Origin of the sequence: Streptomyces longwoodensis (genome assembly GCF_001514125.1) — a bacterium.
GTDB lineage: Bacteria > Actinomycetota > Actinomycetes > Streptomycetales > Streptomycetaceae > Streptomyces > Streptomyces longwoodensis.
On record NZ_KQ948550.1, the window covers coordinates 680,564 to 695,921 of the forward strand.

Consider the following 15,358-nt stretch of genomic DNA (forward strand, 5'->3'; position numbering starts at 1 on the left):
TATACCGGTATTAGAATGGTGGCATGGTGCGCACCCCCTTGACCCCCGAAGAGCGTGAACGCGGCGAGCGGCTCGGCCGTTTCCTCCGTGAGGCCCGCGGTGGGCGGAGCATGGCCGACGTCGCCGCCGCCGCGGGCGTCTCCGCCGAGACCCTGCGCAAGATCGAGACCGGCCGGGCCCCGACGCCCGCCTTCTTCACGGTCGCCGCGCTCGCCGGTGCCCTCGGCCTGTCCATGGACGAGCTGGCGGGGCGGTGCGCGTTCGTGGGGGCGTGAACGCGCGGGCCGCGCGCCGCCCGGGTGCGTTCGCGTCCCCTTCGAAAACTCCCCGTAGCCGGTCCGTAACACGGCTGGTGTTTTCTCGGAGCTGAGTGTTCCGGTCGGGTGGGGGACGGCGATGACGGTGGATCAGCTCCCGGAGGAGGCGCGGGAGTTCGCGCTCCGCCTGGGCGGCCTCTTGGCGCGCGTCGACCAGGACGCCGGCTGGGCCGGGGTGTTCTGGCGGCGCGACCCCGACGGCATGCGCGAGTGCGTGGAGGGACGCGAGGTGCCGCCCTGGGACGTGGTGGAGGCGCTGCTCCAGGACGTCGCCGCGGCCTACGGCGCCCGGGCCGCCGAGCAGGAGGCCGAGCGGCTCCGCCCGCTGCACGCCGCCGCGCTCGTCGCCCACGACGACCGGCCCGGCGGCCGCGACGCCCTGGGGGACCGCCTCGACGTCATGCTCCGCGAGCAGCGCTACGCCGCCGAGCGCCAGGCCGAACTCGGCCGCCTCCTCGCCGCCGCGACCACCCCCGAGGAGAGCGAGGCCCTCCGCCTCGACCTGGCCTGGGCCCAGGACGACCACGCACGCGCCACGGCCCGCTGCGCCGAGCTCCGCCGCCGCATGGCGCAGTGGGACGACCGCGCCAGGGAGCACCCCGGCCGGCGCGCCGACCCCGGCCGCACACCCCCGGCCCACCCCACCGCCCCGCCGGCCGCGAGCGGCCCATGGGACCCGGCGTACGGGGCGGGGACCGGCGGACCGGCGGAGGCGCCGGACGTCACCGGCGGCTACGCGGCCCCCGGCACCGACCGGTCGGCTGCGGCTCGGCACGCCGCCGCCCAAGCAGGTCGGGTCGCCGCGCACGCGTACGGCGTCACCGCGGACGACCGGCCGACCGGGGGCGGCCCCGCGTCCACCGGCCCCGACCGGACGCGTGCGGACGCAGACCCGGACGCGGCCCGCAGGGACGCCGGACACCCACCCCACCCGCACACGGACGGCCCCCACGGAACCCCCGCCGAACCCCCCACCCCCACCGTCCCCAAGCAGCGCAAGCGCCGGCGGGGCAGTGCCCGGTTCGCCGGAATGGCGGAGGACGTAGCCGTGGCCGTACCGGCGCAGGCGGACGGGAACCCCGCGCTGCCCGGGCTCGGGCCCGCACCCGCCCCCGTCGGCCGCCGTGGCCTGCGGGGCGCGCGCTTCGCCGGGGCCGCCGCCGAGCCGGAGACGCCGTCGGCCCCCGGGCCGCGGGAGACCGGACCGGGGGACGACCGGGCGCGGCAGGAGGCGGCCGAGGCCGTGCAGCGGCTGGTGGCGCTGCGGGCGCGGGGGCTCAGCGGCGAGGCGCACGCCCTGCTCGTGGAGCTGGCGTACTGGCCGGCGGCCCGCGTGCCGCTGCTCGCCGCGGAGCTCCAGCACGCCGGGCTGGGCGCCGACTGGGCCACCCTGCTGTGGGAGGCGGCGTCGCTGCCGGTCGAGCGGCTGGTCGCGGCCGCGGACGCGCTGCTCGCGGCCGGGCGCGCGGACGACGCCGAGCGGATCCTGCGGCAGGGCGTCGGCCGCCCCGCCGAGGAGATGGGGCAGGCCGTACGGGACCTGGCCGCCCAGAGCCGCCACCGCGAGGTGCGCGCGCTGCTCGACGCGTACGTCCGGGTCCGCGCCCCCGAGGAGGCCGCCCGCAGTGCCGCACCCGACCCGCGCACCCTGGTGCCGCTGCTGCTGGAGGCCGCCCGGGACGTCTCGGACGCCCGGTACCTGGACCTGGTGCACGCGCTCCGGGTGGCGGGCCACCACACCTGAGCAGCCGGGGCGGCCACGGTGCGTACGCCGTACGCCCCACGGCTCACCCACCGGAGTGTGAAACGCGATCGACTCACCGGGTTGACGACGATGGTCTTGGCAAGGCCGTCCGAGAGGCTTACGTTCGTCCCTCTAAGGCCTGTTCTACGGGCGTAGAGGCTCTGACGGTCCCGTCGAAGGAGCAGCTCATGGCCAACGTCGTACGTGCCGCACTGGTCCAGGCCACCTGGACCGGCGACACCGAGTCCATGGTGGCGAAACACGAGGAGCACGCCCGCGCGGCGGCCCGGCAGGGCGCGAAGGTCATCGGCTTCCAGGAGGTCTTCAACGCGCCCTACTTCTGCCAGGTGCAGGAACCGGAGCACTACCGCTGGGCCGAGCCGGTGCCCGACGGTCCGACCGTCCGCCGGATGCGGGAGCTGGCGCGCGAGACCGGCATGGTGATCGTGGTCCCGGTCTTCGAGGTCGAGCAGTCCGGGTTCTACTACAACACCGCCGCCGTGATCGACGCCGACGGCTCCTACCTCGGCAAGTACCGCAAGCACCACATCCCGCAGGTGCGCGGCTTCTGGGAGAAGTACTACTTCAAGCCCGGCAACCTCGGCTGGCCCGTCTTCGACACCGCCGTCGGCAAGGTCGGCGTCTACATCTGCTACGACCGCCACTTCCCCGAGGGCTGGCGCCAACTCGGCCTGAACGGGGCCCAGCTGGTCTACAACCCGTCGGCCACGCACCGCGGCCTGTCGTCCTACCTGTGGCGGCTGGAGCAGCCCGCCGCGGCCGTCGCCAACGAGTACTTCGTCGCCGCGATCAACCGCGTCGGCCAGGAGATCTACGGCGACAACGACTTCTACGGCACGAGCTACTTCGTCGACCCGCGCGGCCAGGTCGTCGGCGACACCGCCAGCGACACCAAGGAGGAACTCCTCATCCGCGACCTCGACTTCGACGTGATCGAGGAGGTCCGGCAGCAGTGGGCGTTCTACCGCGACCGCCGGCCCGACGCCTACGAGGGGCTGGTGCAGCCGTGAACGACCTGTACGCCCGCCACCGCACCGTCCTGCCCGACTGGCTGGCCCTCTACTACGAGGACCCGCTGGAGATCACCCACGGCGAGGGCCGGTACGTCTGGGACGCCCACGGCAACCGGTACCTGGACTTCTTCGGCGGCATCCTCACCACGATGACCGCGCACGCCCTGCCCGAGGTGACCAAGGCGGTCGCCGAACAGGCGGGGCGGATCGTCCACTCCTCCACCCTCTACCTGAACCGCCCGATGGTGGAACTCGCCGAGCGCGTCGCCCAGATCAGCGCCATCCCCGACGCCCGGGTCTTCTTCACCACCTCCGGCACCGAGGCCAACGACACCGCGCTGCTGCTCGCCACCACCTACCGGCGCAGCAACACGGTCCTGGCGATGCGCAACAGCTACCACGGCCGGTCCTTCAGCGCGGTCGGCATCACCGGCAACCGCGGCTGGTCGCCCACCTCGCTGTCCCCGCTGCAGACGCTCTACGTCCACGGCGGCGTCCGCACCCGCGGCCCGTACGCCCACCTCGACGACGAGGCGTTCACCGCCGCCTGCGTCGAGGACCTGCGCGACCTGCTCGGCCACACCCGTCCGCCCGCCGCGCTGATCGCCGAACCGATCCAGGGGGTCGGCGGGTTCACCTCGCCCCCCGACGGCCTCTACGCCGCCTTCCGCGAGGTGCTGCACGAGCGGGGCGTGCTGTGGATCGCCGACGAGGTGCAGACCGGCTGGGGCCGCACCGGCGACCACTTCTGGGGCTGGCAGGCGCACGGGCGCAGCGGTCCGCCCGACATCGTGACCTTCGCCAAGGGCATCGGCAACGGCATGTCCATCGGCGGCGTCATCGCCCGCTCCGAGATCATGAACTGCCTCGACGCCAACAGCATCTCCACCTTCGGCGGCACCCAGATCACCATGGCGGCGGGCCTGGCGAACCTGACGTACCTGCTGGAGCACGACCTCCAGGGCAACGCGCGGCGCGTCGGCGGGCTGCTCCTGGAGCGGCTTCGGGCCGTCGCCGCGCAGGTCGACGGGGTGCGCGAAGTGCGCGGCCGCGGCCTGATGATCGGAATCGAGCTGGTCAGGCCGGGCACCGACCGGGCCGACCCGGACCGGGCCGCCGCAGTGCTGGAGGCGGCCCGCGCGGGCGGGCTGCTCATCGGCAAGGGCGGCGGGCACGACACCAGCGCGCTGCGCGTCGCGCCGCCGCTGTCCCTGACCGTCGCGGAGGCCGAGGAGGGCGCCGCGATCCTCGAGGACGCCCTGCGGAGCACGCAGTAGCGCGGCACGGGCTCCGGCGCCCGTCGGGCGCCGCGGGCCACGGAAGCGAAGGGGAACCGTCATGACGGCCACGTCGGATTCCTGGGGACGCACCGAACGGGAACGCGCCGAACGGGGCCGCGCCGAACCGCTCGACGCGCTGTCGGTCCGTCAGGTCCTGTCCCTGGAGCGGGTCCTGGCCGGGGAGCCGGAGGTGGTGGCCGGGGCGGCGCACCTGGACCGGCCCGTGCGCTGGGTGCACGTCGCCGAGGCCGCCGACGTCGGCGTGATGCTCAGCGGCGGCGAGATGGTGCTCACCACGGGCGTCCTGCTCGCCGGGGACGAGGGCAAGCAGACCGAGTACGTGCGGTCCCTGCACCGCGCCGAGGCGGCGGCCGTCGTCCTCGGCCTGGGACGGGCGTTCCCCGCGCCGCCGGACGCCATGCGCCGGGCCGCCGAGCGGTGCGGGCTGCCCATGGTCGTGCTGCACCGGCCGTTCCCGTTCGCCGAGCTGACCGAGGAGGTGCAGTCCCGGCTGGTGCGGCGCAAGTTCGCCGCCGTCAGCCTGTCGGAGTCGGTGCGCACCGCCCTCACCCGGCTGATCACGGCGGGCGCCCCGCTGCAGCGCCTGCTCGACGAGGTCGCAAGGCACAGCGGCTGCCCCGTCGTCGTCACCAACCTCGCCCACCGTGTGCTGGCCACGGCGGGGGAGCGGCCGGCCGTCGACGACGTGCTGCGCGACTGGGAGCGCATCGCCCGCCAGGCCGGGGGCAGCGAGGGCGACGGCTGGATCCGCGCCGAGCTGGGCGGGCGCGGGGAGCAGTGGGGCCGCATCACGTTGTGCGGCTACCGCGGCGACGGTGCGGGCGGGCGGCTGCTCGCCGACCGGGCCGCCGAGGCGCTCGTGCTGCACCGCATGCTCGGCGGCGGCTCCGCCTCCTCGTGGGAGGAGCAGTCCGCGCAGGGCCTGCTCACCGACCTGGTCTCCGGCGCCGTACCGGCCCGCCAGCTGCTGCCGCGGGCGCGGGCGGCCGGGCTGCCCGTGAACCGCCGCACCTTCCTCCCGTTGGTCGTCCGCGACGGCGACCCCGCCCGGCTCGACCGGACGCTGCGCCTGCTGGGCCTGCCCGGGCTGGTCGCCGACCTGGGCGACGGGGCCACCGCCGTCCTGCTCAGCCTCGCCCGCGACCAGGACGCCGACGCGCTGGCGGCCCACTTCGCGGCGCGGCTGCGCGGCGGGGCGGACGAGCCGCGCCCGGTCGTCGCCGCGGCCGGACCGCGCACCGCCTGGGACGACGTACCGGCCGGGCTGCGCGAGGCCCGGCACGTCGCCGAGGCCGTCGCCGACTCCGCCGCCGCCCTCGACCTGCCGCCCGTGGTCCGGCTGCGCGACGTCCACCTGCGCGGCCTGGTACGGCTGTTGCGCGACGACCCGCACGTGCAGTCCTTCGCCGAGCGGGAGCTGGACGGGCTGCTGCGGGCCGGCGACGACGACCTGCTGTCCGTGCTGCGCACCTATCTCGCGACCGGCCGCAACAAGTCCCGCACCGCCCAGCTCCACCACGTCTCCCGCCCCGCCCTGTACCGCCGGCTGGAGGCGATACGGGCCCGCCTCGGCGTCGACCTCGACGACTTCGAGCAGGCGGCCTCCGTCCACATCGCGCTCCTCGCGCACGACGCGCAGCAGGGCGGCACCGCCCCCGCGCAACCGCACTGAAACACCGAACCACCTGGGAAAACGACGGTGAAACATGGTCCCTCGCGAGCGTGACACGGTGACATGCCGCACGGGTGCGGACGTGACACGCTGCACCTCAAGGACGACCTCCCCGGTTCCTACGCTCCTTCAGCGAGCACACCGAGCGACCGGAGGTCCCGATGAGCAGAGTGATCCGCGCCGCCGTCTTCCAGACCGCGTGGACGGGCGACAAGGAGTCGATGATCGAGGTGCACGAGCAGGCCGTGCGCGACGCGGCCGCCCAGGGCGCCCAGGTGCTGTGCTTCCAGGAGCTGTTCTACGGGCCCTACTTCTGCCAGGTCCAGGACCCGGCCTTCTACGCGTACGCCGAACGCGTCCCCGACGGGCCGGTCGTGGAGCGCTTCCGGGCCCTCGCCCGGGAGCACGGCATCGTCCTGGTCCTGCCGGTGTACGAGGAGGAGCAGCCCGGCGTCCTGTACAACACGGCGGCCGTGATCGACGCGGACGGCTCCTACCTCGGCAAGTACCGCAAGCACCACATCCCGCAGGTGCGGGGCTTCTGGGAGAAGTTCTACTTCAAGCCGGGCAACGCCGGCTGGCCCGTCTTCGACACCGCCGTCGGCAAGGTCGGTGTCTACATCTGCTACGACCGCCACTTCCCCGAGGGCTGGCGGGCGTTGGGCCTCGCGGGCGCCGAGATCGTGTTCAACCCGTCGGCCACCTCGCGCGGACTGTCCCGCTACCTGTGGCAGCTGGAGCAGCCGGCGGCGGCCGCGGCCAACGAGTACTTCGTCGGCGCGATCAACCGGGTCGGCGTGGAGGACCTGGGCGACAACGACTTCTACGGCACGAGCTACTTCGTCGACCCGGAGGCCCAGTTCGTCGGCGAGGTCGCGAGCGACAAGGAGACCGAGCTGGTCGTGCGCGACCTGGACCTGGGCAAGCTGCGCGAGGTGCGCGACCGCTGGCAGTTCTACCGGGACCGCCGCCCGGAGGCGTACGAGCCGCTGACCGCGCCGTAGCCGGGCCCGGCCGTGCGGACCCTCCCGGACGTCTCCCGAGACGCCCGTCCGGGCACCGCACCGGACCTCCCCCCGCGTCCCCGCCGGGCCGGGCGCCCGCGGGGACGCGGGGACCCCCGCGACCGGCCCCCGCAGGACCGGCACCCGGCCGGCCCCCCGCCCTTGGTCCCCTCCTCTCCCTCCCGCGTCCTGCCGACCCCGACCCAGCGGAGCGTCCCGCATGAGCAGCCGTACCGTGATCCGCGGTGGCCTCGTCGTCACCGCGTCCGACGAGACCCACGCCGACGTCCTGATCGAGGACGGCCGTGTCGCCGCCCTCGCCGCCTCCGGCACCCCGGCCGCCGCGGCCTGGACCGGCGACCGCGTCATCGACGCCACCGGGAAGTACGTGATCCCGGGCGGCGTCGACGTCCACACCCACATGGAGCTGCCGTTCGGCGGCACCTTCGCCTCCGACACCTTCGAGACCGGCACCCGGGCCGCCGCCTGGGGCGGCACCACCACGATCGTCGACTTCGCGGTGCAGGGCGTCGGCCGCTCCCTGCGCGAGGGCCTGGACGCCTGGCACGCCAAGGCGGAGGGCAACTGCGCGATCGACTACGGCTTCCACATGATCGTCTCCGACGTCAACCAGGAGACGCTGAAGGAGATGGACCTCCTCGTCGAGGAGGGCGTGACCAGCTTCAAGCAGTTCATGGCCTACCCGGGCGTCTTCTACTCCGACGACGGCCAGATCCTGCGCGCCATGCAGCGCTCCGCCGAGAACGGCGGCCTGATCATGATGCACGCCGAGAACGGCATCGCCATCGACGTGCTGGTGGAGCAGGCCCTGGCCCGCGGCGAGACCGACCCCCGGTACCACGGCGAGGTCCGCAAGGCCCTGCTGGAGGCCGAGGCCACCCACCGCGCCATCCGGCTCGCCCAGGTCGCGGGCGCGCCCCTGTACGTCGTGCACGTCTCGGCCATGGAGGCGGTCGCCGAGCTGGCGCGCGCCCGCGACGAGGGGCTGAACGTCTTCGGCGAGACCTGCCCGCAGTACCTGTTCCTGTCCACGGACAACCTCGCCGAACCGGACTTCGAGGGCGCCAAGTACGTGTGCTCCACGCCCCTTCGCCCCAGGGAGCACCAGGCCCGGCTGTGGCGGGGCCTGCGCACCAACGACCTCCAGGTGGTCTCCACCGACCACTGCCCCTTCTGCTTCGTGGGCCAGAAGGAGCTCGGCCGGGGCGACTTCTCCAAGATCCCCAACGGCCTGCCGGGTGTGGAGAACCGCATGGACCTGCTCCACCAGGCCGTCGTGGACGGGCACATCTCCCGGCGCCGCTGGATCGAGATCGCCTGCGCCACCCCGGCCCGCATGTTCGGCCTGTACCCGAAGAAGGGCACCCTCGCCCCGGGCGCCGACGCCGACGTCGTGATCTACGACCCGCACGCCGAGCAGGTGCTGTCCGCCGAGACCCACCACATGAACGTCGACTACTCGGCCTACGAGGGCAGGCGCGTCACCGGCCGCGTCGAGACCGTCCTGTCACGCGGTGAACCCGTCATCGACCAGCGGGAGTACACCGGACGCGCCGGCCACGGCGCCTACCTCCCGCGCTCGACCTGTCAGTACCTCACCTAGGAGCGGCGCCCATGGACTTCGGACTCGTCCTGCAGACGGACCCGCCCGCATCGAGGGTCGTCGACCTCATGCGGCGGGCGGAACGCAACGGCTTCACCTACGGCTGGACCTTCGACTCCGCCGTGCTCTGGCAGGAGCCGTTCGTCATCTACAGCCAGATCCTCGCCCAGACCGAGCGGCTGACCGTCGGCCCGATGGTCACCAACCCCGGCACCCGCACCTGGGAGGTCACCGCCTCCACCTTCGCCACCCTGAACGACATGTTCGGCAACCGCACGGTGTGCGGCATCGGCCGGGGCGACTCCGCGATGCGCGTCGCGGGCCGCAAGCCCAACACCCTGGCCCGCATCAGCGAGGCGATGAAGGTCATCCGCGCCCTCGGCGGGGGCGAGGAGGCCGACCTCGGCGGCGGCACGGTCGTGCGGTTCCCGTGGATCAGGCCGGGCGCCCGCCTGCCCGTGTGGATGGCGGCGTACGGCCCCAAGGCGCTGAAGATGACCGGGGAGGAGGCCGACGGGTTCATCCTCCAGCTCGCCGACCTCTACCTCACCGAGTACATGGTGAAGGCCGTCAAGGACGCGGCCGCGGCGGCCGGACGCGCCCCGTCCGAGGTCACCGTGTGCGTCGCCGCCCCCGCCTACGTCACCGCGGACGACTCGCCCGAGGCGCTCGCCCACGCCCGTGAGCAGTGCCGGTGGTTCGGCGGCATGGTCGGCAACCACGTCGCCGACCTGGTCGCCAAGTACGGCGAGCACTCGGCGGCCGTCCCCGACGAACTCACCGACTACATCAAGGCCCGGCAGGGCTACGACTACGCCCACCACGGCCGCAGCGGCAACCCGGACACCCAGTTCGTGCCAGACGAGATCGTCGACCGGTTCTGCCTGATCGGCCCCGTCGAGCGGCACGTCGAGAAACTGAGGGCGCTGCGCGACCTGGGCGTCGACCAGTTCGCCGTCTACGACATGCACGACGCGCAGGAGGCGGTCATCGACGCCTACGGCGCCGAGGTGATCCCGGCGCTGCAGACCTGACCGACCGTCACCCCCCCCCTTCCGCCTCCCACTGTTGGTCTCCCCTTCCCGTCCCGTGGCGGGAAGGGGGCACAGGGCGCTCCCCACGCGCGCACCCCCTCACGCCCGCACCGGCCTCTCCCGTCCCACCTCCTGATTGGCCTGCCCATGACCGACACCGCTCCCACGGCGATACCGCCGTCCGCACAGGTCACCCTCCCCGACGGCCGGGTGGAGCTCGCCCCCGGCACACCGCCGCCCAGCGGCCCCTACGCCAACGAGGACCTGCTCCCGGTCCCCGTCGAGAAGCGCACCTGGACCACGTACAACTTCTCCGCGCTGTGGGTCGGCATGGCCCACAACACGGCCTCCTGGACGCTGGCCTCCGGGCTCATCGCGGTCGGCATGGACTGGAAGCAGGCGGTGTTCACCATCGCCCTCGCCAACGTGATCGTCCTGGTGCCGATGCTGCTCACCGGCCACGCCGGACCCAAGTACGGCATCCCCTTCCCGGTGTTCGCCCGGGCCTCCTTCGGGGTGCGCGGCGCCAACCTGCCCGCCGTGGTCAGGGCGTTGGTGGCGTGCGGCTGGTTCGGCATCCAGACCTGGATCGGCGGTGAGGCGATCTACTTCCTGGCCGGCAAGCTGATCGGCGACAGCTGGGCCGACGCGGGGCGGATCGGCGGCTACGCGTGGACGATGTGGCTGTCGTTCGCGCTCTTCTGGGCGCTCCAAGTGGCCATCATCCACCGGGGCATGGAGACGATCCGCCGCTTCGAGAACTGGGCGGCGCCCTTCGTCCTGGTGGGCGCGTTCGTCATGCTGTGGTGGATGAGCAGCAAGGCCGGCGGCCTCGGTCCGCTCTTCGACCAGCCCTCCCGGCTCGGCTGGGGCGGCGACTTCTGGAAGCTGTTCTGGCCGTCGCTGATGGGCATGATCGGCTTCTGGTCGACGCTCTCGCTGAACATCCCCGACTTCACCCGGTACGGCCGGAGCCAGAAGGCGCAGACCCGCGGCCAGGCCCTCGGCCTGCCGACCACGATGACGCTGTTCGCCTTCCTGTCGGTCCTCGTCACCTCCGGCTCCCAGGCCGTCTACGGCGAACCCGTCTGGGACCCGGTGCAACTGGCCGCCAAGACCGACAACGTGGTGGGCCTGCTGTACGCGCTGGTGACCGTCCTGGTGGCGACGCTCTCCGTGAACATCGCGGCCAACCTGGTCTCGCCGGCCTTCGACTTCTCCAACGTCGCGCCCCGCAAGGTGAGTTTCCGCGCCGGCGCGCTCGTCACCTCCGTGCTCGCGGTGCTGATCTTCCCGTGGAAGCTGTACTCCGACCCGCAGGGCTACATCTTCACCTGGCTGGGCCTGGTCGGCGGCCTGCTCGGCACCGTCGCCGGCATCCTCATCGCCGACTACTGGCTGCTGCGCCGCGCCCGACTGCACCTGGCCGACCTGTACCGCGCCGGCGGCCGCTACTGGTACGCGGGCGGCTGGAACTGGCGGGCCGTCGTCGCCTTCGTGGTCGGCGGCGTCCTCGCGATCGGCGGCGCGAGCTTCAGGCCGCTGGTCGACGGCCGCCCGATCCCGGCCCTGGAACCGCTCGCCGACTACGGCTGGGCCGTGGGCCTGGGCACGTCGATGCTCCTGTACCTGCTCCTCATGCTCCCGCGCGCGTCCCGCGAGCGGGAGCCGGCGCCGACGGACGCCGTGGACGCGTCGTAGCGGTCAGCTGTCGGCGGCGGGCGGCGTGCTGCTGCCCGCCGCCGCCCCCGCGCCGCTCCTGAGCGCGGCCACCGCGTCCTTCGCCGCCTTGATCGCGCCCTTGTTGATCTCGTCCGTGCTGGGCGCCTTCTTCGACTCGAAGTCGCTGCCGTTGTACGTGATGACGACCAGCGCGTTGGCCGCGCGCACGATCACCACGCCCTCCCGGGTCTGCTGCTTGTCCTCGGTCGTCAGGTCCACCACCGAGTACGCCTCGTCGCCGAGGCCCGGCACCGCCCCGCCGCCGCTCTTCTCGGCGATCCGGTCCCGGTACGAGCCGGCCGCCGCGTCGTCCGAGCCCATGATCTCGAAGGAGACGTCCAGCCAGCGGTAGTCGTACCCCTTGAGCGCGTTCCACGAGCAGGTGCGGCGCAGGTCCGTGTCGGTGGACGGTATCTCCTTGCCGGCCGTCTTCGCCCCCGGCACCAGCGCGGACACCGTCTTCACCGCGACGCTCCCGCAGGGCGGGGGCGCGGCGGAGTACGTCTTCGACACGGCCGTCGAGGAGGGCGCGGACGACGACTGCGCCTGCGGTCTGTCCACGTCCCGGGCCCCGGCGTCCTTCGCGGGGGCGAGCGGCCCCGACGACAGGGCCCAGCCCATGCAGGCGAGTACGGCCACCGGTGACAGGCGCGCGGTCAGGGCGAGCGGCAGGGGGAGAGAACGCACGGCGCACTTCTTCGTGGGGGAGGGTGCGGAGCCAGTCCACACTGCGGACAGGTGGACGCCAGTGAAGCACGACTCCCCGGGGCACGGAAGGGTCACCTCGCTCCGTACCCGGGCGGTCACAACGCCCCGCCCCTGACGGGCTGTCTGTCCGGTTATGTCCCCGGGGGTGTCCGGGCCGGGGAGCGGCCGGGGGCGCGGCCGAGGGTCGATTCCAGTCGGTCCACCGCGAGGAACGCGCCGAAGGCCACGAGGCGGACCAAGGAGTCGTCGAAGGCCACGAGGCGGACCGGGGAGTCGTCGGAGTGTCCCGGCCGGCGCCAGGCCGCCACGTCCTCGTCCGTGATCCGGTACGGCGCGAGGGCCGCCAGCAGCGCGAGGCGCGCCCCCGGCCGCTCCCGCCGGTCAGGGAACCCCGTCAGGGCGAGCGGCGGGTGCGAGCCGTCCCAGTCGTGGAGGACCTCCTCCACGAGGTCCTGGTCGTCGGTGTCCAGCAGGCCCGCCCCCGCCATGGCCGCCCGCAGCAGCGCCGCGTACGCCAGGCCGACGGGGGTGCCGCCCGCCCACGCGGGGGCCTCGCCGGGTTCGGGCCGGTCGAGCAGCGCCAGGGCGTCGCCCGGCGCGGCGGTGCGGCGCACGGTCCGCGCCAGCGCCCGGCCGCCGAGGCTGCGCACCGGCCGCAGCCGCTGGGCGCCGCCCGGCAGCAGGCTCTCGCCGACCAGGGCGGAGACGACACGGTTGATGAAGTGGAAGGCCAGTGCCGTGCCCAGGTACCCGGGCAGGTGCGCGCGCGGGAAGGGGTACGGCCCGTCGTCGAGGGCGCCGGGCACCCGGGACCGCTCGCCCCACTCCAGCACGCGCGCGTGACGCTCGTCGGCGGGGCGTTCCCCGCGGGCCAGGCGTTCGGCGAGGGCGTGGTCGCCGGTGGCGTGCAGCAGCATGGTGTGCGCGTCGACGCAGAACGGGCACCGGTTGGCGAGGGACACCCCGAGTGCCACCAGCTCCTTGCCCGTGCGGTCCCCGGGGCCGGCGATCAGCGACTCGCGCATCAACGCCCACACTCCGGTGAGCAGTTCGGGGGCGGACGAGAGTACGACGAAGGTGTCCGGGGCCCGCAGGCCGAAGTCGCGGGCCAGTTGCCCGTACACCTCGGCGACGCGGCCCGTGGCCGCCCGGGGAGACGGGGGTGCGGTGAAACGGAAGCGTGTGGACATGGACCGCAGCCTGCGCCCCGGGGGCGGCCCGGGTCGTCGTACGGCCGGAGTGGATCGGCGCTGCTGCGCGGGAGGCCGGGACGGCGCCGGCTACTTCCCCGGGAGTAGTCCGGGAGCCGTCCCCAGGTCGGACGCCGCCCCCGGCGACGGCCCCTAGGGTGGCACCATGGGCGGGCTTCGGGCGAAGAAGGTGACGGACGGGACGAGGGAGCGGATCACCGACGCGACCCTCGCCGTCGTGGTGGGCGCGCTGACCCTCGGCGTCGCCGCGGCCGACCCCGACACCACGGCCCTCGACGTCGTCCTCCTCGCCGTCGCCTGCGCCGCGCTGGCCCGCTACCGGACCGCCCCGCGCGCCGTGCTGGCCGTCGCAACCGCCGCCGGCACGGCCCACGTCCTGCACGCCCACCCCGGCCCGCTCGCCGCCCTGCCCGTCCTCGGCGCCGTGCACACCGCGGCCCGCGCCGGACACCGGGGCCTGGCGGCCGGCGCGGGCGCGGTGTTCCTCGCGGGCTGCGTCGCGACCGGACCCGGCACGCACATGGTGCTCGAACGCACCGCGCTGCTGACCGGCTGGTTCCTGTGCGCCGTGGTCACCGGCCTCGCCGACCGCAACTGGCAGGCCTACCTGCGCCAGACGGAACAGCGCGCCCTGGAGGCCGAACGCACCCGCGAGGAGGCCGCGCTGCGCCGCGCCGGGGAGGAACGGCTGCGCATCGCCCGCGAGTTGCACGACTCGCTCACCCACAGCATCTCCATCGTCAAGCTCCAGGCCGGCGTCGCCGTGCACCTGGCCCGCAAGCGCGGCGACGAGGTGCCCGCCCCGCTGCTCGCCATCCAGGAGGCGAGCGGCGAGGCGATGCGCGAACTGCGCGCCACCCTGGAGGTGTTGCGCACCGACGAGCCGAGCGGGACGCCCGCGCTGCTGGTGGAGCGCGCCCGCGCCGCCGGACTCGCGGCCGCACTGACCGTGACCGGCAGGGAACGCCCCCTGCGCGCACCGGTGGAGCGGGCCGCGTACCGGATCGTCCAGGAGGCGCTGACCAACGCCGCCCGCCACGCCGGGCCCGCCGAGGTCGCCGTGCACCTCGCCTACCACGACGACCGGTTGACGGTCCGCGTCGAGGACGACGGCCTCGCCGACCCGGACCGCCCGCCGGTCCCCGGGATCGGCCTGACCGGCATGCGCGAGCGCGTCACGGCCCTCGGCGGCACTCTGGAGGCGGCGCCCCGCCCGGGCGGCGGCTTCCGCGTGCACGCCGAACTGCCCCTGGACGGCGCGGAGGCGGGGGCACCGGACGACCGGGACCCCGCGCCGGCCGAGGTCCCGCGGTGATCAGGGTCGCCCTCGTCGACGACCAGGCACTGATGCGCGCGGGCTTCCGCGCCCTGCTGGACGCCGAGGACGGCATCGAGGTGGTCGGCGAGGCCGCCGACGGACGGGCCGGCCTGGACCTGGTCCGCGCCGAGGTGCCCGACGTCGCGCTGATCGACGTGCAGATGCCGGTGATGACGGGCATCGAGGTGACCCGCCGCATCGTCGCCGACCCCGCGCTGGCCGGCGTGCGGGTCGTCATCCTCACCAACTACGGCCTCGACGAGTACGTCTTCGACGCCCTGCGCGCGGGTGCGAGCGGCTTCCTGCTGAAGGACACCGAGCCGGCCGACCTGCTCCAGGCGATCGAGGTCGTCGCGCGCGGCGAGGCCCTGCTGTCCCCGGCCGTCACCCGCACCCTCATCGGGGAGTTCGTCTCCCGGCCCCCCGACCGCGCCGACGCCCCCGGCCTGGAGTGCCTCACCCGCCGCGAACGCGAGGTCACCGCGCTGGCCGCCCGGGGCCTGACCAACGAGGAGATCGCCGCCCACATGGTCATCAGCCCCCTGACGGCCAAGACCCACATCAGCCGCGCCATGACCAAGCTGGGCGCCCGCGACCGGGCCCAACTGGTCGTCTTCGCGTACGAGTCGGGCCTGGTCACGGCGCGCGGCCGGGCCGGCACCTGAGACC

13 protein-coding genes are annotated in these 15,358 nt (G+C 74.2%); 11 read left to right on the plus strand and 2 right to left on the minus strand.

Going from position 1 to position 15,358, the window contains the following annotated elements; all coding sequences use genetic code 11:
- Positions 1–23: 23 nt before the first annotated feature.
- The 9 genes from AQJ30_RS07825 (at position 24) to AQJ30_RS07865 (ending at position 11,431) form a co-directional block, all read left to right on the plus strand.
- The gene (locus tag AQJ30_RS07825) at positions 24–275 is read left to right on the plus strand and encodes a helix-turn-helix domain-containing protein (protein ID WP_067230293.1); all 252 of its coding nucleotides are present in this window, start codon (positions 24–26) and stop codon (positions 273–275) included.
- 121 nt (positions 276–396) lie between these two features.
- Positions 397–2,061: a hypothetical protein gene (locus tag AQJ30_RS07830; protein ID WP_067230296.1), complete on the plus strand. Its 1,665-nt coding sequence runs from the start codon at positions 397–399 to the stop codon at positions 2,059–2,061.
- Positions 2,062–2,249: 188 nt separating this feature from the next.
- Entirely contained in the window at positions 2,250–3,092 is an 843-nt protein-coding gene (locus AQJ30_RS07835; protein WP_067230298.1) for a nitrilase-related carbon-nitrogen hydrolase, read from the plus strand.
- Positions 3,089–4,372 carry an aspartate aminotransferase family protein gene (locus tag AQJ30_RS07840; RefSeq protein WP_067230300.1) on the plus strand — a complete coding sequence of 428 codons (1,284 nt, stop codon included), beginning with the start codon at positions 3,089–3,091 and terminating at the stop codon, positions 4,370–4,372. Before AQJ30_RS07835 ends, AQJ30_RS07840 begins: the two co-directional genes overlap by 4 nt.
- Positions 4,373–4,433: 61 nt before the next feature.
- Positions 4,434–6,068, plus strand: a complete 1,635-nt coding sequence (locus AQJ30_RS07845; protein ID WP_067230303.1) for a PucR family transcriptional regulator — start codon at positions 4,434–4,436, stop codon at positions 6,066–6,068.
- A gap of 161 nt (positions 6,069–6,229) precedes the next feature.
- Entirely contained in the window at positions 6,230–7,072 is an 843-nt protein-coding gene (locus AQJ30_RS07850) for a nitrilase-related carbon-nitrogen hydrolase (RefSeq protein WP_067230305.1), read from the plus strand.
- 220 nt (positions 7,073–7,292) lie between these two features.
- Positions 7,293–8,696, plus strand: coding sequence for a dihydropyrimidinase (hydA, locus tag AQJ30_RS07855; protein WP_067230307.1), 1,404 nt, complete (start codon positions 7,293–7,295; stop codon positions 8,694–8,696).
- 11 nt (positions 8,697–8,707) lie between these two features.
- A complete protein-coding gene (locus tag AQJ30_RS07860) occupies positions 8,708–9,730 on the plus strand; it encodes a TIGR03842 family LLM class F420-dependent oxidoreductase (RefSeq protein ID WP_067230309.1) in 1,023 nt (340 codons plus the stop codon).
- Between the two features lie 147 nt (positions 9,731–9,877).
- Complete coding sequence (locus AQJ30_RS07865) at positions 9,878–11,431, plus strand: NCS1 family nucleobase:cation symporter-1 (protein WP_067230312.1); 1,554 nt, start codon at positions 9,878–9,880, stop codon at positions 11,429–11,431.
- A 3-nt stretch (positions 11,432–11,434) separates the two neighbouring features.
- Here AQJ30_RS07865 and AQJ30_RS07870 read toward each other — a convergent pair whose 3' ends face one another.
- Positions 11,435–12,139: a hypothetical protein gene (locus AQJ30_RS07870; protein WP_067230314.1), complete on the minus strand. Its 705-nt coding sequence runs from the start codon at positions 12,137–12,139 to the stop codon at positions 11,435–11,437.
- A gap of 152 nt (positions 12,140–12,291) precedes the next feature.
- On the minus strand, positions 12,292–13,350 hold the full coding sequence (locus AQJ30_RS07875; RefSeq protein WP_067230316.1) for a carboxymuconolactone decarboxylase family protein: 1,059 nt from the start codon (positions 13,348–13,350) through the stop codon (positions 12,292–12,294).
- Positions 13,351–13,516: 166 nt separating this feature from the next.
- Here AQJ30_RS07875 and AQJ30_RS07880 point away from each other — a divergent pair, with 166 nt between their 5' ends.
- Both AQJ30_RS07880 and AQJ30_RS07885 read left to right on the plus strand, forming a co-directional pair.
- Positions 13,517–14,686 (plus strand): sensor histidine kinase, encoded by a 1,170-nt coding sequence (locus AQJ30_RS07880; RefSeq protein WP_067230318.1) that lies wholly within the window; start codon positions 13,517–13,519, stop codon positions 14,684–14,686.
- Positions 14,683–15,354: a response regulator gene (locus AQJ30_RS07885; RefSeq protein ID WP_067230320.1), complete on the plus strand. Its 672-nt coding sequence runs from the start codon at positions 14,683–14,685 to the stop codon at positions 15,352–15,354. Before AQJ30_RS07880 ends, AQJ30_RS07885 begins: the two co-directional genes overlap by 4 nt.
- The last annotated feature ends 4 nt before the right edge of the window (positions 15,355–15,358 follow it).

What these genes read in the sequence shown, in the direction of transcription:
- AQJ30_RS07825 (WP_067230293.1), top strand. Translation starts at nt 24, where the DNA reads ATGGTGCGCACCCCCTTGACCCCCGAAGAGCGTGAACGCGGCGAGCGG.
- AQJ30_RS07830 (WP_067230296.1), top strand. Translation starts at nt 397, where the DNA reads ATGACGGTGGATCAGCTCCCGGAGGAGGCGCGGGAGTTCGCGCTCCGC.
- AQJ30_RS07835 (WP_067230298.1), top strand. Translation starts at nt 2,250, where the DNA reads ATGGCCAACGTCGTACGTGCCGCACTGGTCCAGGCCACCTGGACCGGC.
- AQJ30_RS07845 (WP_067230303.1), top strand. Translation starts at nt 4,434, where the DNA reads ATGACGGCCACGTCGGATTCCTGGGGACGCACCGAACGGGAACGCGCC.
- AQJ30_RS07850 (WP_067230305.1), top strand. Translation starts at nt 6,230, where the DNA reads ATGAGCAGAGTGATCCGCGCCGCCGTCTTCCAGACCGCGTGGACGGGC.
- hydA (WP_067230307.1), top strand. Translation starts at nt 7,293, where the DNA reads ATGAGCAGCCGTACCGTGATCCGCGGTGGCCTCGTCGTCACCGCGTCC.
- AQJ30_RS07860 (WP_067230309.1), top strand. Translation starts at nt 8,708, where the DNA reads ATGGACTTCGGACTCGTCCTGCAGACGGACCCGCCCGCATCGAGGGTC.
- AQJ30_RS07865 (WP_067230312.1), top strand. Translation starts at nt 9,878, where the DNA reads ATGACCGACACCGCTCCCACGGCGATACCGCCGTCCGCACAGGTCACC.
- AQJ30_RS07875 (WP_067230316.1), bottom strand. Translation starts at nt 13,350, where the DNA reads ATGTCCACACGCTTCCGTTTCACCGCACCCCCGTCTCCCCGGGCGGCC.
- AQJ30_RS07880 (WP_067230318.1), top strand. Translation starts at nt 13,517, where the DNA reads ATGGGCGGGCTTCGGGCGAAGAAGGTGACGGACGGGACGAGGGAGCGG.